Below are 16,407 nucleotides of genomic sequence, written 5' to 3'. Positions count from 1 at the left end.
TCTGCGCAAGCCTGCAGATCTTGATCTGCGTCTAGACGCAGCGCGCTCCGTCCACCTCGATGCAGGTGCCGCTGATGAAGGCCGCCTCGTCGCTGGCCAGATACAGCGCGGCATTGGCCACGTCCAGCGCCGTGGAAAAGCGGCCCAGCGGAATCGTCGCGCGAAAGCGCGCGCGGCGCTCCTCGTCCACGGGGCCGCCGGCAAACTCGGCGGCCAGGCCTGTGTCGGGGTTGAAGACGGGGTTGATGCAGTTGACGCGGATGTTCTCCGGGCCCAGTTCCGCGGCCATGGACTTGCTGGTCACGATGACGGCGCCCTTGGAGCCGTTGTACCAGGTCAGCCCCGGGCGCGGGCGCAGGCCTGCCGTGGAGGCGATGTTGATGAAGCTGCCGCCGCCGGGGCGGCCATCGGCCATCGGCGGATTGGCGCGCATGGCCGGCACGCCGTGGATGGCCGAGAGATAAATGCTCTTGACGTTGATGGCATAGACCCGGTCGAACTCGGCCTCGCTGACTTCGAGCATGGGACGGTTGCGGTGCGTCCAGCCTGCGTTGTTGACGAAGACATCGAGCCGGCCGTGGGCCTGCAGTGTGGCGGCCACCAGGGCCTTGACCTGTTCGCCCTGCGTCATGTCCGCCTGCACATAGAGCGCGCGGCCGCCCACGGCGTTGATGGCCTGTGCCACGCGCGTGCCGGCCTCGCGGTCGATGTCGTTGACGACGATATGTGCGCCTTCGGCGGCCAGCCGCATGGCGATGCCGGCTCCTATGCCGCTGCCGGCGCCTGTGACGATGATGGATTTGTCCTGGACACGCATCGGGCTTTGCTCCTCGGTCGGGGGTCAGGCCCCCTGGGTTTCGGTGGTTGCTGTGGTCGCCGGGGTCGGGGCCACGCCGCCTGTGCCGGGCTGCCAGCCCACGAACTGCGGGTAGTAGCGCGCCACGCCGGGGCCATTGAAGTCCCAGCCCAGGCACTGGCCCAGGTGGCGTGGCGGCTGGCTGGGGTCGGCATCGCCAAAGACGCCGGGCACGGACTGGAAGGCGGCCGTGGCCATGTTGAACAGCAGCTCGCGCAGATGCGTGCAGCTGGCCACGCCGCCCAGGTTCTCGTTGATGGCCTTGCGCCATCCGCGCGCCATGCTGCAGCCGACCATTTTCTGCAGGGCCCGCGTGGCCTCGGGGCAGTGGCCCAGCGGATGGGAGTCCATGACGACCTCGATGGCCTGCACCGCCAGGCGGGCATCGACCGTGGTGCGTATCCACATGTGGTGTATGGCCGTGCCGGCCGGCATGTGGCGGCCGCCGCTCAGTTCGATGTCATGGGTCTTGCTGTCGCGCAGCTCGCCTTCGATGTCCCAGAGGCCATCGGCGCGGGCGTAGCTGCGGTAGCGCACGTCGCGTTCATGCTGGGGCGTGCGGTCGGGAACGGGAGACAAGGGCATGGGGAATTCTTCTTTCTGTCGCGTGCGGCCGGCTGGCGCCGGGCACCTTGCGATTTTCCGTCATGCGCCAGGATCAGCCATGCCGTATGGCGACGGTCTTCAGCGTGGTGAAGCCATAGAGCGCCTCGAAGCCCTTTTCGCGGCCATGGCCGCTGGACTTGACGCCGCCGAAGGGCAGCTCCACGCCGCCACCCGCCCCGTAGTTGTTGACGAAGACCTGGCCGCAGCGCAGGCGCCGCGCCAGGCGCAGCTGGCGCGCGCCGTCACGGGTCCACAGGCCGGCCACCAGGCCGTAGGCCGTGCCGTTGGCCAGTTGCACGGCATGGTCCTCGTCATGGAAGGGCATGGCGCAGAGCACGGGGCCGAAGATCTCTTCCTGCGCCAGCCGGTGCTCGGGTGGCACGTCGCGCAGCAGGGTGGGCGCCTGGTAGAAGCCGCTGTCGGGCGCATGCTCCACGATCTGGCCCTGCGCCACCACGGCAATGCCTGCCACCTGGGCGTCGGACAGGAAATCCCAGACACGCTGCTGCTGGCTGGCGCGGATCAGCGGACCCAGGTCCAGGTCCATGGCGGCCGGACCCACGCGCAGCGCCTCGAAGGCCTGGCCCAGGCGTTCGAGCAGCGGCTCGTAGATCAGCGAGTCGATCAGCACGCGCGAGCCTGCCGAGCAGGTCTGGCCGGCGTTCTGCACGATGGCGTTGACGATGGCCGGCACGGCGGCGTCCAGGTCCGCATCCGCGAACACGATCTGCGGACTCTTGCCGCCCAGCTCCAGCGTGACGGGGCAGTGCCGTTCGGCTGCAGCCTGCTGGATCAGCGTGCCCACGCCGGGGCTGCCCGTGAAGCTCAGGTGGTCCACTCCTGGATGGCGCGCCAGGGCCTCGCCCACCTCGTGTCCCAGGCCGGTGACCACGTTGAAGGCGCCTGCCGGAAAGCCGACCTCGGTGGCCAGCCGCGCCACGCGCAGCACGGACAGGCAGGCGTCTTCCGAGGGCTTGACCACGCAGGTATTGCCCGCGGCCAGCGCTGCGCCCACGCTGCGGCCGAGGATTTGCATGGGGTAGTTCCAGGGGACGATATGGCCGGTCACTCCGTGGGGCTCGCGCCAGGTCAGGGCGCTGTAGCCTTGCTGATAGGGCAGGGTCTCGCCGTGCAGCTTGTCGCAGGCGCCTGCATAGAACTCGAAGTAGCGCGCCAGCGCCAGCGCATCGGCGCGGGCCTGGCGCGTGGGCTTGCCGCAGTCGCGCTGCTCGATGGCCGTGAGTTCATCGGCATGCTGCAGCACGCTGCCCGACAGGCGCATCAGCAGGCGCCCGCGTTCGGCGGCCGAGAGCTTGCTCCAGACGCTGTCCTGGCATTCGCGCGCAGAGCGCACGGCCAGGTCGATGTCCTGGGGCGAGCCGCGTTGGAGCTCGTCGAAAGCCTGCCCGTCCGACGGGTCCAGCACGGGGATCGTGCGTCCCGATTCCGTAGGCACGGACGCATTGCCGATGTGGTGGTATTGCATGGAGCCCGATTGTGGGGCGCCCGGGACGCTTGTCCAGTCCCGGGCGTTGCAGCGCGCCTGCCTACTGCGCAGGCCAGCCCGCGTCGCGCAGGCCTTGGCGGTCCAGCACCTCCATCTTGCCGCGCCGCAACTGCAGGCAGCCGGCCAGTTGCAGCTCCTGCAGGATCTGGTTGGTGGTCTGGCGTGACAGGCCCAGCATGCGCGCCAGCTGCTCCTGGGATACATCCAGCTCGCGCCGCCAACGCTGGCGGCCCTGGCCGTCGGGCTGCCACTGGTCAAAGCCTTCGGCCATGCGCACCAGGCGCCGCGCCAGGCGCTGGGGGGCCGGCAGCAGCGTGTGCTCTTCCAGCGCCACCAGGCACACGCGCAGCTTGTCCGTCAGCAGTAACGCCAGCGCTTGCCAGTGTCCGGGGTGGGCGGCCAGCCACTCCATCAGCGGTGCCTGGGGCACGTGAAGCACGATGCAGGCCGTGGCGGCCTGGGCATCGTGCGTGCGTTGTGCGCCATCGAACAGGGCAATCTCTCCCAGCCACATCGGCGGCTCCACCAGGGCCAGCAGCGCCGTGCGGGCCTGCTCGCCGCAGGCGGCCGTGCCCGAGATGCTGAGGGCGCCACGCGCCACCGCGTACAGGCCACAGGGCGGGTCGCCCCGGCGAAACAGCCAGTCGCCTGCGGCCAGCGTGCGGGGCTGGGCCAGTGCCTTGAGCTGCGCGGCCAGCTCTGGCGGCAGGGCGTGGAACCAGCGGCCTGCCTCGACGGTGGCCCAGAGATCGGCCATGCCCGGCGGACCGGCCACTGCGCGGCGCCGTACGCCGCGCGTGGCGGCGGCAGTTGCCGTGGCTGCCGGAGCTGCCGGTGCGGGTAAGCCCGAGGTGTGCGATGAGGCTTGTGTCGGATCCATGACAGACGCCAATCCTTGATGACACCACCATGGTTGCGCAACATCCACTGCCGGTGCAGCCTATGAAAACCCTCATCGACCAACTGTCCCAGTACGCGGACTATCACCGTGATCCACGCAACATCCTCACGCACTTCTTTGGCGTGCCGCTGATCATGTGGGCCGTGGTGATCCTGCTGGCACGTCTGCAATGGGCGATGCCATTGGGCGACGGCCTGCCTGCCCTGCCGCTGAGCCTGGCCTTGCTGGCGGCGCTGGCGGCAGGCATCTACTACTGTTTGCTGGACCTGCGCTACGGCATTGCCATGGCTGTGGTGCTTGCCCTGATGCTGGCCTTGGCACAGCCCATCGCCATGCTGCCGTTGGGGGCTTGGCTGGGATGGGGGCTGGGCATCTTTGCCGTGGGCTGGGTGATCCAGTTCGTGGGCCACTACTACGAGGGCCGCAAGCCAGCCTTCCTGGACGACATCCTGGGCCTGGTCATCGGACCCCTGTTCGTGCTGGCCGAGCTGGGCTTTGCACTGGGCCTGCGCCGCGAAGTGCAGCATGCGGTGGAGCAGCGCAGCGGCCCCGTGCGCCGGCGCGCGGGCGGGGCACACGCCTGAGACCGGGCGCTGCAAGCTTGGCGCAGGCTTGCGCCCTTAGCATGGCGGGCGTTCCTGCGGAGCCATCCGTGGGGGCGTGTGCCTGCGCCTAAAATCACGCTGCTATCCCCTGCGGGGGCTCTTTCGTTTCAACTCTGCTTATCCATCATGTCTTTCGACAAAGTCACACCGGGCAAGAACGCTCCTGAATCCTTCAACGTCGTGATCGAGATCTCGGCCAACTCCGATCCCATCAAGTACGAAGTGGACAAGGAAAGCGGCGCCGTCTTCGTGGACCGCTTCATGGGCACGGCCATGCACTACCCGGCCAACTACGGCTATGTGCCCCAGACGCTGTCCGGCGACGGCGATCCGGTGGACGTGCTGGTGATGACGCCCTTCCCGCTGCCCCCGGGCGTGGTCGTGGCCTGCCGCCCCATCGGCATCCTGCTCATGGAAGACGAGTCCGGCGTGGATGGCAAGGTCCTGGCCGTGCCCACGCAAAAGCTGCTGCCCGCCTACGACAAGATCAACACGCTGGAAGACATCCACGAGATCACCCTCAAGCAGATCCAGCATTTCTTCGAGCACTACAAGGACCTGGAAAAGGGCAAGTGGGTCAAGGTTCTGGGCTGGAAGGGCGTGGACGAGGCCAAGAAGGAAGTCGTGGACGGCATCGCCAACTACAAGGGCTGATCCCTTTCACTCCCGTCGAGGGAGTCTCAACTGCGCTGAGGTAAATGCCCGCTTCGCAGTTGATACAATTTGAAACGCACCCGGTGCCTAGGCGCCGGGTGCGTTTTTTGTTTTGTCATGGATCAGGGTTTGGACAGATCAATCAGGCGCTGATGGGGACATCGGCCCGGGAGCGAGCAAATGAAGGTGGCAGATTGGCGCATGGGCACGAAGCTGGGCATGGGATTCCTCATCATGGTCCTGTTCTCGGCGGTTCTGGGGGCGGTAGCCTGGTTGCAACTGGCGCAGATGCACCGCAACGCATTGCATTTGTCGGATGTGGCCCTGCCCAGCATGTTCCATGCGGGCGCCATGCGATCCGAATACAACCGCCTGCGCCGCCACGAGGCCGGCATTGCCTCCGCGCGCAGCCTGGCCGAGGTCGATGGCTTTGCCAAGCAGGTGCAGGACCGGCTGCAGACCATTGGCGAGCATGAGACGGCCCTGCGTTCGCTGATCGACCAGCAGGCCTTGCGCGCGGCCTTCGACGACTACCTCGGCTTCAAGCAACAGTTCCTGGCCATGCATGCGCGATTGCTGGAGCGTGCGCGCGCCGGCAACTATTCCACCACCGAGGAGCAGGCCTTCATGGCCGACGAGATGGGGTTGATGTTCGCCGGCGAGTCCGAGGCGCAGTTCGGCAAGCTGGCCGAAAGCGCCGGCCGCCTGCTGACCCTGCAGCGCGAGGCGGGCGAGCAGGCGCGGCAGCAGGCGCAGGCAGGCTTTGACCTGGCCCGCATCTGGGTGCTGGGCACGCTGGCCGCGGTGGTGGCGATTGCGGCCCTGGTGGGCTGGGCCATCACGCGTGCTGTCACCGGCCCGGTGGCCCAGGCCGTGGCCGTGGCGCGCAATGTGGCGGCCGGCCATCTGGAAAAGCCGGTCACCAGCCGGCGCCGGGATGAAATGGGCCAGCTCATCAACGCACAGGAGGACATGCGCCGCAAGCTCGCCGAGCTGGTGGGCGATGTGCGCGGCAATGCGCACGGCGTGGCGCTGGCCGCTGGCGAGATCGCCCAGGGCAATGCGGACCTGTCGGCGCGCACCGAAAGCCAGGCCAGTGCTCTGGAAGAAACCGCGGCCTCCATGGAGCAGCTGGGCGCCACCGTGCGCCAGAACGCGGACAACGCGCGCCAGGCCAACCAGATGGCTGCCTCCGCCTCGGGCATTGCCGCGCGTGGCGGCGAGGTTGTGGCCCAGGTGGTGGACACCATGAAGGGCATCAACGACAGCAGCCGCCAGATCGCCGACATCATCGGCGTGATCGACGGCATTGCCTTCCAGACCAATATCCTGGCGCTGAACGCCGCCGTGGAGGCGGCCCGCGCTGGCGAGCAGGGCCGGGGCTTTGCCGTGGTGGCCGGCGAGGTGCGCACGCTGGCCCAGCGCAGTGCCGAGGCGGCCAAGGAGATCAAGGCCTTGATCCAGGCCAGCGAGCAGCGTGTGGAGCAGGGCACGCAGCTGGTGGACAAGGCCGGCGAGACCATGTCCGAAATCGTCGCCGCCATCCGGCGCGTGACCGACATCATGGGCGAGATCAGCGCCGCCAGCAGCGAGCAGAGCGCGGGCGTGGCCCAGGTGGGCGATGCCATTACGCAAATGGACCAGGCCACCCAGCAGAACGCCGCCCTGGTCGAGCAAAGTGCGGCCGCTGCCCAGTCGCTGCAGCAGCAGGCGCGGGCCATGGTGGCATCGGTATCGGTGTTTCGCACGGCGCCGGAAGACTCGACAGCGGTCCCCGAGGTGGCTGAGACCGCCAAGGCGGCCGTGGCGGTGCCGCGCGCAACGGCGGCCGCCCCTTTGGCATCACCGCCGGTCCTGGCGCCCATCGCAGCCCGGCCAGCGAAACATGCCACGCCAGCCCAGGTCAGCAGGACCGCAACCGCCGACGACGAGGAGTGGGCCGCGTTCTGAGGCCTTGCCCGCAGCTGCGCCCCATCCTCTGGCGGCCCCATGCCCTGCATGGGGCCGCTTTCTTTTTGCGTGCTGCGTTGAGCTTGCTCACGCCGGGTGGCAGGAGGCTGTGGCGCAAATCCTCCAGTGAAGGTTTCTGCCTACTGCAAGTACCTGAACTTGTCCTGAACAATGCTTGGATACTGGCAGAATGTAAATAGATGTAGTCCTATTCTTACAGATTGAGGAACGGCCGCTCCTGGCCTCGTTCGCTCGGAACGAAGGGATATCCCATGATTACCTTGTTCTCATGGCCGCCTGGCCTGGCGGCCATCGGCCATCCAGCAGACCGCGCTCCCGCGGGGTCCCGTCCTCCCCCTCTCCAAGCCTTGCCTGCCAGCTGCCATCGGCCGGTGCGGCTGGCCTGTTTCTGCAAGGTTCGCGCCGGGCCTGGCTGATAGCCTGCCCATGGCGCGAGACAGAGCAAGACGCAACAAGATGACGGGACCTCTACAAGAGAGATGAATGTGAAAAACCTCAAGATTTCAACGCGCATGCTGGGCACCTTCGGCCTGCTGGTGCTGCTGCTGCTGGCCGTGGTGGCCGCGGCCCTGGTGCAACTGCGCTCCATGCGCACCAGCATGGAAGTCATCACCGGCAATGCCATGCCCAGCGTGGAAGTGATCAACCAGATAGGCACCGATGTCGTGCGTACCCGCTTGCTGGAGGTGCGCCACGTCAACAATGATGATGTCGCCTACAAGACCGATTCGGAAAAGCAGCTGGAGCAACTGCAGCGCCGCCTGGCCGAGCGCAAGAAGGCCTACGAGCCGCTGCTGTCTTCCGACGAAGAGCGAAGGCTCTACGCCCAGCTGCTCCAGGAACGCGAGCGCTACCAGCAACTGAGCCAGCAGGTGCTGGCGCTGTCACGCCAGGGCGAAAAGGAAAAGGCCCAGGCCGTGCTGGGCGGCGAGTCGCTGAAGCTCTACAACGATTCGTCGAACACGCTGGATCTGCTGGTCAAGCTCAACAGCGATGCGGCCGTGCAGGAAAGCCGCAATGCCGAGGCTGTCTATGGGCGCTCGGTCGTCGTCCTCAGCGTGGCGGCGCTGGCCGCCGTGCTGCTGGCCGTGCTGGCCGGGCTGTGGCTGACGCGCTCCATCCGCACGCCGCTGGCCCATGCGGTCGATGCCGCAGACCGCGTGGCCAATGGCGATCTGGGCGGGACCATTCACATCGACCGCCATGACGAAACCGGCCTGCTGCTGGGCGCGCTGCAGCGCATGCAGTCCAGCCTGGTGCAGACCGTGCGCAGCGTGCGCCAGAACGCCGAAGGCGTGGCCTCGGCCAGTGCGCAGATTGCCTCCGGCAATGCCGACCTGTCCAGCCGCACGGAGGAGCAGGCCAGCGCGCTGGAGCAGACGGCTGCATCCATGGAAGAGCTGGGCTCCACCGTGCGCCAGAACGCCGACAACGCACGCCAGGCCAATCAGCTGGCGCTCAATGCATCGAGCGTTGCGCGCCGCGGCGGCGACGTGGTGGCCGAGGCCGTGGAAACCATGAAGGGCATCAATGACAGCAGCCGGCGCATCGGCGACATCATCGGCGTGATCGACGGCATTGCCTTTCAGACCAACATCCTCGCGCTCAATGCCGCGGTGGAGGCTGCGCGTGCCGGTGAGCAGGGCCGGGGCTTTGCCGTGGTCGCGGGCGAGGTGCGATCGCTGGCGCAGCGCAGCGCCGAGGCGGCCAAGGAAATCAAGGCGCTGATCACGGCCAGCGTGGAGCGTGTGGAGCAGGGCTCGCAACTGGTGGACCGCGCAGGCACGACCATGACCGAAGTGGTGGCTGCCATCGGCCAGGTCACCGACATCATGGGCGAGATCAGCGCGGCCAGTACCGAGCAGAGCTCCGGCGTCGCCCAGGTCAGCGAAGCCGTCACGCAAATGGACCAGACCACGCAGCAAAACGCTGCCCTGGTCGAGGAAAGCGCGGCCGCCGCTGCCTCGCTGCGCAAGCAGGCGCAGGACCTGGTCGAGGCCGTGGCCGTGTTCCAGCTGCCGCGCGGTGCCATGGACAGCCATGCGCATGTGCCGAACAGGATGGTGGCGCAGGCCAGCGCCGCGCCACGCGCCGCAGCGCAGCCTGTCCGGCCGGCCCCGCCGGCCAGCCCCGCACGGCCTGCGGCCTTGGGGGGCGGCGGTGCTGCAGCGGGTGGCGAGACACTGGCCCGCCGGCTTGAGCGCGATGCCACGCCTCCCATCCAGCCACGCCCTGGGCCCGCAGCAACAGGCAAGCCGGCTCCGCGCCAGCCCGGTCAGGGCGATGACGACTGGGAAACCTTCTGAGCCTCAGTCCTGGCGCAGCGGGCTGTGGGCCTGCAGCTCCTGCAGATAGCCGGCCATGCCTTCGCCCTCGCGGTCCAGAAAGCGCGAGATGGCGTCGGCGAAGGACGGGTGGGCAATCCAGTGGGCGCTGGGCGTCACCACGGGCAGCAGCGCCCGCGCCATCTTGTGCTCGCCCTGGGCGCCTCCCTCGAAGTGCGCAATCCCGCGTTCTATGCACCAGGCGATAGGCTGGTAGTAGCAGGCCTCGAAATGCAGGCAGTCCACGCGCTCCAGCGCGCCCCAGTAGCGGCCGTAGGCCGTGCCCTGCGGGATGTGCGGGATCTGCGGCGTGTCGCGGTCGCAACTGCCGGCCGAAAGCCGTGCGGCTGCCGCATCGAGTGCGATCAGGCTGCAGGCCATGGGTTGGCCGTCGCGCTCGGCGACGAACATCAGCCAGTTCTCGGGCATCTGGTGCGCCATGGCCTCGAAGAAGGCCGGCTGGAGGTACGGGGCGTTGCCGTGTTCCAGATAGGTGCGTTCGTGGCAGCGGTAGAAGAAGGCCCAGTCCTGGGCGCTCATGTCGGGGCCATGCACTGCTCGAAAGCGCACGCCGGCCTCGTGCACCTTGCGCCGTTCCTGGCGAATCTTCTTGCGCTTTTCCTGGTTCAGCGTGGACAGAAAGTGGTCGAAGTCCCGGTGGCCCGCGCCCCCGGCGTTCTGGTTGCTCCAGTGGAACTGCACGGTGCTGCGCTGCATCCAGCCGTCGGCGTCGCAGGCTGCCAGATCCTCGGCATCGCTGAACAGCAAATGCAGGGAAGACAGCTGCTGCGCCTGGGCCCATTCGCGCACGGCGCGCACCAGGGCCGCACGCAGCAGCGGCGTGCGTGCCAGCAGCCGGCTGCCCGGCACAGGCGTGAAAGGCACGGCGAGCACGCCCTTGGGGTAGTAATCCAGCCCATGCTGGGCGTAGGCACGCGCCCAGGCAAAGTCGAACACGTACTCGCCATAGGAATGCGCCTTGGCGTAGACCGGACAGGCGGCGACCAGCTCGCCGCCCTGCCAGAGCGTGACCACGCGGGCGGCCCAGCCGGTTTGCGGTACGGCGCTGCCGCTGGATTCCAGCGCGCTCAGGTACTCGTGGCGCATGAAGGGGGTGGGCGCAGCCTGCGATGCCAGCAGCGCATTCCAGGCCTGGGCATCGAGCTGCTGCACGCTGTCCAGCACGCGGGTGATAATTGCGGTTTCAGCCATGCCATTCCTTGCAGGCCCGTGTGACGCGCGCTGCCGCCTTGCGCTGTGGGGTGGCCTTGTCGGCCCTGTTGGCTCCATTGCATTCCATGACGCTCTCCATCTGCACTGCCCAGCTCAACTTTGTCGTGGGCGATCTGCCCGGCAATGTCCAGAAAATCATTGCCGCAGCCCGTGAAGCTTATGCCACGGGAGCGCGCTTGCTGCTGACTCCCGAGCTTGCCCTGTGCGGCTATGCGGCCGAAGACCTCTATCTGCGTCCCGCCTTTCTGGACGCCTGCGATCAGGCCGTGCAGCAGCTGGCGCTGGAGACCGCGCAATGGCCGGGCCTGGCGCTGGTGCTGGGCCATCCCTGGCGCGACCCCGGCGCTGGTGGCGCGTTGCGCAATGCAGCCAGTGTGCTGCGCGACGGGCGCGTGGAATGCAGCTACGCCAAGCAATGCCTGCCCAACTACGGCGTGTTCGACGAGCAGCGCTACTTTGTGGCCGGCCAGTCGCCTTGCGTGGTCGAGGTCCAGGCAGTTCGCGTGGGCTTGCTGATCTGCGAGGACGCCTGGCATCCCGGGCCGGCAAGCGCGGCTGCCGCGGCGGGTGCGCAATTGCTGGCCGTGATCAATGCTTCGCCCTTTCATGAGGGCAAGCAGGCCGAACGTGAAGCCACGCTGGCTGCACGTGCGCGTGAGACCGGCCTGCCCCTGGTCTACGCACATCTGGTCGGTGGCCAGGATGAAATTGTCTTCGATGGCAGCTCTTTTGCCGTGCACGCCGACGGCAGCATTGCCGCACGCGCGGCGGCCTTTGCCGAGGCGCTGCCGTTGGTGGAAGTGCGTGCCGGCGCGCAGGAACTGACGCTGGCCGCCGATGTGCAGCCACCGGTGGAGCACCTGCCGGCGCTGTGGTCCGCCCTGGTGCTGGCCGTGCGCGACTACGTGGGCAAGAACCGTTTCCCCGGCGCGCTGCTGGGCCTGTCGGGCGGGATCGACTCGGCCCTGGTGCTGGCGATTGCGGTCGATGCGCTGGGCGCGGACAAGGTGCACACGGTGATGATGCCTTCGCCCTATACGGCGGACATCAGCTGGATCGATGCGCGCGACATGGCCGAGCGTGTGGGCGTGCGCTATGACGAAATCTCCATCGCGCCCCAGTTCGAGGCCTTCAAGGCCGCCCTGGCTCCGGCCTTCGCGGGCCGCCCCGAGGACACGACCGAAGAGAACCTGCAGGCCCGCATCCGCGGCACCTTGCTGATGGGCCTGTCCAACAAGTTCGGCTCCGTGGTGCTGACCACCGGCAACAAGAGCGAGATGTCCACCGGCTACTGCACGCTCTATGGCGACATGGCCGGCGGCTTTGCCGTGATCAAGGACGTGCTCAAGACCGAGGTTTTTGCGCTGGCGCGCTGGCGCAATGCCAACGATCCGTTCGGCACGGGGCTGGACCCCATTCCGGATCGCATCATCACGCGCCCGCCCAGCGCCGAACTGCGCCCGGACCAGAAAGACCAGGACAGCCTGCCCGCTTATGAGGTGCTCGACGCCATCGTGCGCCGATACATGGAAAATAACGAAAGCATCGCCTCCATCGTGGCCGACGGATATGCCGGCGCCGATGTGGAGCGAGTGACGCGCCTCATCCAGATCAACGAATACAAACGCCGCCAGGCGCCCGTGGGGCCGCGGCTGACGCGCCGCAGCTTCGGCAAGGACTGGCGCTACCCGATCACCAACCGCTTTCGCGCTTGAAGCACCTGAGGCGGCGGGGTTTCCTGGCCAGCCGTCTTGCCCCGTATTGCATGCACTGAGGAGTTCACCCCATGAAAATGATCACCGCCATCATCAAGCCGTTCAAGCTGGAAGAGGTCCGCGAGGCACTGGCCGACTGCGGCGTCAACGGCCTGACCGTCACCGAGGTCAAGGGCTTTGGTCGCCAGAAGGGCCATACCGAGCTCTACCGTGGCGCCGAGTACGTGGTGGACTTCCTGCCCAAGGTGAAGATCGAGGTGGTGGTCCGCACGGAAGACGTGGACCGCTGCGTGGATGCCATCGTCAACGTGGCCCGCACGGGCAAGATCGGTGACGGGAAGATCTTCGTCACCGCCGTGGAGCGCGTGGTGCGCATCCGTACCGGCGAACTCGACGACGGAGCCATCTGAACCCGGCAGCAGTGCAGGGCGCACGCGGCGCCCTGGGCTCGACATCCGGATTCCAGCGGCCACCCCTGAACGGGTGGCCGTTTCCGTTTCAGATCACGGCGCGCAAGGGGGCCGTTTCCAGGCCCGTGCCCGCGTTCTGCACCAGGGATTGCAGCAGTGCGGGGATGTCGCTGCCGCTTTCTATCAGTCCCATCTGCCACTCGCCCATGAAGCCATGGCCCACGCAGGTCTGCAGGAACTGCAGCATGCTGTCGTAGTAGCCGTCCACATTGAGCAGGCCGATGGGCTTGTCGTGGTAGCGCAGCTGGCGCCAGGTCCAGACCTCGAACAATTCCTCGAAGGTGCCTATGCCGCCGGGCAGGGCGACGAAGGCATCGCTGCGCTCGGCCATCATGGCCTTGCGCTCGTGCATGGTCTGGACGATGTGCAGTTCGTCGCAGGCATGGTTGGCCAGCTCCTTGTCCACCAGCGCCTGCGGGATCACTCCCACGACGCGGCCACCGGCCTGCCGCGTGGCCTCGGCCACCTCGCCCATCAGGCCGCTGCGCCCGCCGCCGTAGACCAACTGGCCGCCGTGCTCGCCAATCCAGCGGCCGGTGGCGCGGGCGGCCTCGATGAATCCGGGCTGGTCGCCGGGGCGCGAGCCGCAATACACACAAATGGAAAACGTGGGATTTGTCATGCAATGAACCGTTGATAGAGAGCCGCCAGCCAGACACCCGTGCACAGCAGCAGCGCCAGCAGCACGGCGGCGCTGCCCATGTCCTTGGCTTGCTTGGACAGGGCGTGCCATTCGGGGCCTATGCGATCGACCACGGCCTCGATGCCGCTGTTGAGCAATTCCACGATCAGCACCAGCAAGACCGTGCCCGCCAGCAGCGAGACCTCGATCCAGCTGCGTCCCAGCCAGAAGGCGGCAGGGATCAGCACTATGGCGGCCAGCGCTTCCTGGCGGAAGGCTTTCTCATTCCATCCGGCACGAAGGCCGGACAGCGAATAACCCGCAGCGTGCCAGACACGGTTCAGGCCCGTGCGGCTTTTCTGGGGATTGACAGGCGTGCTGTCGTTGGACTTGGGTGAAGCGGCGGGCATGCTGGGGAGTGTAGGAGATGCGATGCTGCCTTTGCCGCTCAGCGTTTTTTCCTGGGCGGCGGGGCCTGGTGGATCAGCTGTGTGCCGGCCCAGGCGTCATGCCAGAACTGGCGGCGCGGATGAAGGCGGCTGAGCAGGGCCCAGAGTGCCACCCACAGCACCAGCAGCACCAAGGTGGTCAAGGCCGGCACGCCGGTGGAGTAGGCCGCCAGCGGTGGCAGCAGCCAGATCCAGCTCAGCACATAGCGCCGCAGGGCGCGCAGCTGGCTGACGGGCTGGCCTGCAGCATCCACCAGGCGGATGTGCCAGGTCTTCATGGCCAATGTCTGCCCCTTGGACCAGAACCAGACGAAATAGATGCCCAGCACCACGAACATGAAGGCCTGCAGCGCATGGCGGTTGTCCATGGCGTTGCGCGTCTGAGACAAGGTGCCAAACAGATATCCGGCGATGAAGACCACGCCGAACAGCAGCATGCCCTCATATAGCCAGCAGGCCATGCGCCGGGCCAGGCGCGGGGCCATCCGTGGATCGGCGGCGGAGCCGGCTGCCGTGGAGGCGGGGGAGGTGGCGTTCGTCATGCGGGCGTGTCGGGGCGCTGCATCAATGCGAAGGGGCTGCTTCGCCGTGCGAGGGCTGTGGGGTGGCCTCGGCGCCGTCATGCAGTTCCATGGGCGGCAAGGGCATGGGTGTGGCCGAAGGCACTTCCACCGGGGCTGTCTCCACCAGCGCAGGCGGGCGCACGGGATGGGTTTCCACGGCCGAAGGCGGCGCGACCGGTGGAACCGGAGGCGGCGGATTGTAGATGGTGGCTGGTGGAATCTTGGGGGGATTCGGAATGGTGGCCGGTGCCACCGAGGCCGCAGGAATCCGCGCCAGACGCTTGGGCGCCACGGGCTGTATGGCGTTGGCGGCGCCCTTGACCTTGGGCGCGGCGCGTGCAGCCAGAAGGCGTTTTTCTTCGTCGCTGAGCGCCTGGTAGGCCTCCCACTGGGCTCGCTTGTCCGTGGCAAGGCGGTTGGTCAGGGCGAAATTCAGGCGGGCCTGGCTGCGCTGCTGGGCGCTGAGGCTGGACCAGGTCTGCATGCGGTCGCGCAGCTTTTCCTGCTCCTTTTCGCTGAGCTTGTCCCAGCCTTCGGCCAATGCCATCCAGCGGCGCTTTTGCAGCGCGTCCATCATGGACCAGCGCTCGGAAAGGGGCTCGAGTACCCTGCTTTGCGCAGGCGTCAGCTCGGCCCAGCGTGGGCCTGAGGCCAGGGCCGTGGCGCGCTGGCGCGTGGCTGCGTCGCCATGCAGGGTCTTGGAGGCCGCAATGGTGGCCGGCGACACCGTGCTGGGCGCCAGCCGCACCTGTTGCACGACGCGCCAGCCGGTCCAGGCCAGCGCCATCAACAGCACCGCCGCCAGGATGGCGGCGGGTGATCGGTGGAACGCAGCGCGTGAATCAGTGGGCATGCAGGCAGGCAAGGCGGGTATCAGCGTTCCGTGTTGGTGGCCGAAGTCTTCAGGTACTGGATGAAACCGGGGTCGGCATAGGCGGCAGGGGGCAGGTCATCGGTCAGCAGGGCCGTATCGACCTCGGCAACCTCGGTCAGGCCAATCTGATCGGTCTGCACGTTGACGACCACCAGGCCAATGATGAGGGCCAGCACCGGCACGGCCGAGATCAGCGCGCGCCACCAGGTGCCGCCTTCGTCGCCAGAGCCCAGCGTCATGGCGCCACCCTGAGCCTGGGTTGCGCTGGCAGCCTGCACGGGCGCAGCGCGCAGTTCGCGCCGGCGAACGGACAGGGCGCGCTCGCGCCCAGCGCGCAGCCGCTCGGTGATGTCGTATGGCAGCAACGCCTCGCCGTCACCCAGGCGCGCGGTGATCCGGCGTGCGATGCGGTCGGCCGCCATTTCGCTGTGGAGAGTGAGAGTGGGCGCAGTCTTCATAGCTCGATTCCTTTGGCCTTCAGTGCCTTGCTCAATGTCTGGATGGCGCGGAAACAATGTGTTTTTACACTTCCTTCGGAACACCCCATCGCGGCAGCGGTCTCCGCAACGTCCATCTCTTCCCAATAACGCATCAGGAATGCTTCGCGTTGACGCGCCGGCAGCTCCTGTATCTCTTTTTCAATGCTTTGCAAAATCTGCGCCCGCTCGGTCAGATCCTCGGCGCTGCGGGCGGTTTCGCCGTTCTGTGCGGAGTCGGCGTAGGTCTCGAGCCAGTCGAAGTCCGCATCGTCGCCGGCCGAGGCCTCCAGATCGCTCATGCGGGTGAAGAGGGCGTTCTGCGTCTTTTGCCTGCGAAACCAGTCCAGGGTGCTGTTGGACAGGATGCGCTGGAAGAGCATGGGCAGCTCGGTGATGGGCTTGTCGCCATAGTGCTGCGCCAGCTTGAGCATGCTGTCCTGCACGATGTCCAGCGCCGCCTCCTCGTCCCGGACGTGGAAAAAGCTGCGCTTGAAGGCACGCTTTTCTACGCTTTTGAGGAAGTCGGATAGTTCTTGCTCGGTTGCCAAAAGGAACGCAGGCCCGGATGAGGGGCTCGT

Annotated in this window: 17 protein-coding genes; 6 read left to right on the top strand and 11 right to left on the bottom strand. The window is 67.2% G+C overall.

Annotation, left to right across the window (positions count from 1 at the left end; all coding sequences use genetic code 11):
• Positions 1-31: 31 nt before the first annotated feature.
• The 4 genes from ACN20X_RS22860 to ACN20X_RS22845 all read right to left on the bottom strand — a co-directional run bounded on the left by ACN20X_RS22860 (position 32) and on the right by ACN20X_RS22845 (position 3,849).
• Complete coding sequence (locus ACN20X_RS22860; protein WP_016447430.1) at positions 32-817, bottom strand: SDR family oxidoreductase; 786 nt, start codon at positions 815-817, stop codon at positions 32-34.
• 24 nt (positions 818-841) lie between these two features.
• Positions 842-1,441, bottom strand: a complete 600-nt coding sequence (locus ACN20X_RS22855) for a DUF2889 domain-containing protein (protein ID WP_016447429.1) — start codon at positions 1,439-1,441, stop codon at positions 842-844.
• Between the two features lie 73 nt (positions 1,442-1,514).
• The gene (locus tag ACN20X_RS22850) at positions 1,515-2,948 is read right to left on the bottom strand and encodes an aldehyde dehydrogenase family protein (protein WP_016447428.1); all 1,434 of its coding nucleotides are present in this window, start codon (positions 2,946-2,948) and stop codon (positions 1,515-1,517) included.
• Between the two features lie 61 nt (positions 2,949-3,009).
• Positions 3,010-3,849, bottom strand: a complete 840-nt coding sequence (locus ACN20X_RS22845; protein WP_016447427.1) for a Crp/Fnr family transcriptional regulator — start codon at positions 3,847-3,849, stop codon at positions 3,010-3,012.
• A 62-nt stretch (positions 3,850-3,911) separates the two neighbouring features.
• Here ACN20X_RS22845 and ACN20X_RS22840 point away from each other — a divergent pair, with 62 nt between their 5' ends.
• The 4 genes from ACN20X_RS22840 (at position 3,912) to ACN20X_RS22825 (ending at position 9,406) form a co-directional block, all read left to right on the top strand.
• Positions 3,912-4,454 (top strand): Mpo1 family 2-hydroxy fatty acid dioxygenase, encoded by a 543-nt coding sequence (locus ACN20X_RS22840; RefSeq protein ID WP_016451358.1) that lies wholly within the window; start codon positions 3,912-3,914, stop codon positions 4,452-4,454.
• Positions 4,455-4,601: 147 nt separating this feature from the next.
• Positions 4,602-5,129: an inorganic diphosphatase gene (gene ppa / locus ACN20X_RS22835; RefSeq protein WP_013801496.1), complete on the top strand. Its 528-nt coding sequence runs from the start codon at positions 4,602-4,604 to the stop codon at positions 5,127-5,129.
• 180 nt (positions 5,130-5,309) lie between these two features.
• Positions 5,310-7,079: a methyl-accepting chemotaxis protein gene (locus ACN20X_RS22830; protein ID WP_126312146.1), complete on the top strand. Its 1,770-nt coding sequence runs from the start codon at positions 5,310-5,312 to the stop codon at positions 7,077-7,079.
• A gap of 500 nt (positions 7,080-7,579) precedes the next feature.
• Positions 7,580-9,406 carry a methyl-accepting chemotaxis protein gene (locus tag ACN20X_RS22825; RefSeq protein ID WP_279494803.1) on the top strand — a complete coding sequence of 609 codons (1,827 nt, stop codon included), beginning with the start codon at positions 7,580-7,582 and terminating at the stop codon, positions 9,404-9,406.
• Positions 9,407-9,409: 3 nt separating this feature from the next.
• On the opposite strand, the gene ACN20X_RS22820 is transcribed toward ACN20X_RS22825, so the two are convergent.
• Complete coding sequence (locus ACN20X_RS22820) at positions 9,410-10,636, bottom strand: GNAT family N-acetyltransferase (protein ID WP_047218371.1); 1,227 nt, start codon at positions 10,634-10,636, stop codon at positions 9,410-9,412.
• An 86-nt stretch (positions 10,637-10,722) separates the two neighbouring features.
• Between ACN20X_RS22820 and ACN20X_RS22815 the strand changes: the two genes are divergently transcribed.
• On the top strand, positions 10,723-12,372 hold the full coding sequence (locus ACN20X_RS22815; RefSeq protein WP_016447422.1) for an NAD+ synthase: 1,650 nt from the start codon (positions 10,723-10,725) through the stop codon (positions 12,370-12,372).
• A gap of 71 nt (positions 12,373-12,443) precedes the next feature.
• Positions 12,444-12,782 carry a P-II family nitrogen regulator gene (locus tag ACN20X_RS22810; RefSeq protein WP_012206673.1) on the top strand — a complete coding sequence of 113 codons (339 nt, stop codon included), beginning with the start codon at positions 12,444-12,446 and terminating at the stop codon, positions 12,780-12,782.
• Between the two features lie 88 nt (positions 12,783-12,870).
• On the opposite strand, the gene ACN20X_RS22805 is transcribed toward ACN20X_RS22810, so the two are convergent.
• Genes ACN20X_RS22805 through ACN20X_RS22780 form a run of 6 tightly spaced genes read right to left on the bottom strand, consistent with a single transcriptional unit; the run spans position 12,871 to position 16,377 of the window.
• The gene (locus ACN20X_RS22805) at positions 12,871-13,464 is read right to left on the bottom strand and encodes an LOG family protein (protein ID WP_016447421.1); all 594 of its coding nucleotides are present in this window, start codon (positions 13,462-13,464) and stop codon (positions 12,871-12,873) included.
• Positions 13,461-13,874 carry a diacylglycerol kinase gene (locus ACN20X_RS22800; protein ID WP_016447420.1) on the bottom strand — a complete coding sequence of 138 codons (414 nt, stop codon included), beginning with the start codon at positions 13,872-13,874 and terminating at the stop codon, positions 13,461-13,463. Before ACN20X_RS22800 ends, ACN20X_RS22805 begins: the two co-directional genes overlap by 4 nt.
• 38 nt (positions 13,875-13,912) lie before the next feature.
• Positions 13,913-14,455, bottom strand: coding sequence for an RDD family protein (locus tag ACN20X_RS22795; protein ID WP_016447419.1), 543 nt, complete (start codon positions 14,453-14,455; stop codon positions 13,913-13,915).
• 22 nt (positions 14,456-14,477) lie between these two features.
• Positions 14,478-15,329 (bottom strand): DUF3106 domain-containing protein, encoded by an 852-nt coding sequence (locus tag ACN20X_RS22790; RefSeq protein ID WP_016451365.1) that lies wholly within the window; start codon positions 15,327-15,329, stop codon positions 14,478-14,480.
• 20 nt (positions 15,330-15,349) lie between these two features.
• On the bottom strand, positions 15,350-15,808 hold the full coding sequence (locus ACN20X_RS22785) for a DUF3619 family protein (protein ID WP_016447417.1): 459 nt from the start codon (positions 15,806-15,808) through the stop codon (positions 15,350-15,352).
• A complete protein-coding gene (locus ACN20X_RS22780) occupies positions 15,805-16,377 on the bottom strand; it encodes an RNA polymerase sigma factor (protein WP_016447416.1) in 573 nt (190 codons plus the stop codon). The genes ACN20X_RS22785 and ACN20X_RS22780 overlap by 4 nt, the downstream gene beginning before the upstream one ends.
• Positions 16,378-16,407: the final 30 nt, after the last annotated feature.

The organism is Delftia sp. PX-1, assembly GCF_055797465.1.
Note: the sequence above shows the minus strand (reverse complement) of the source record. Positions and strands in the feature narration are given on the sequence as shown.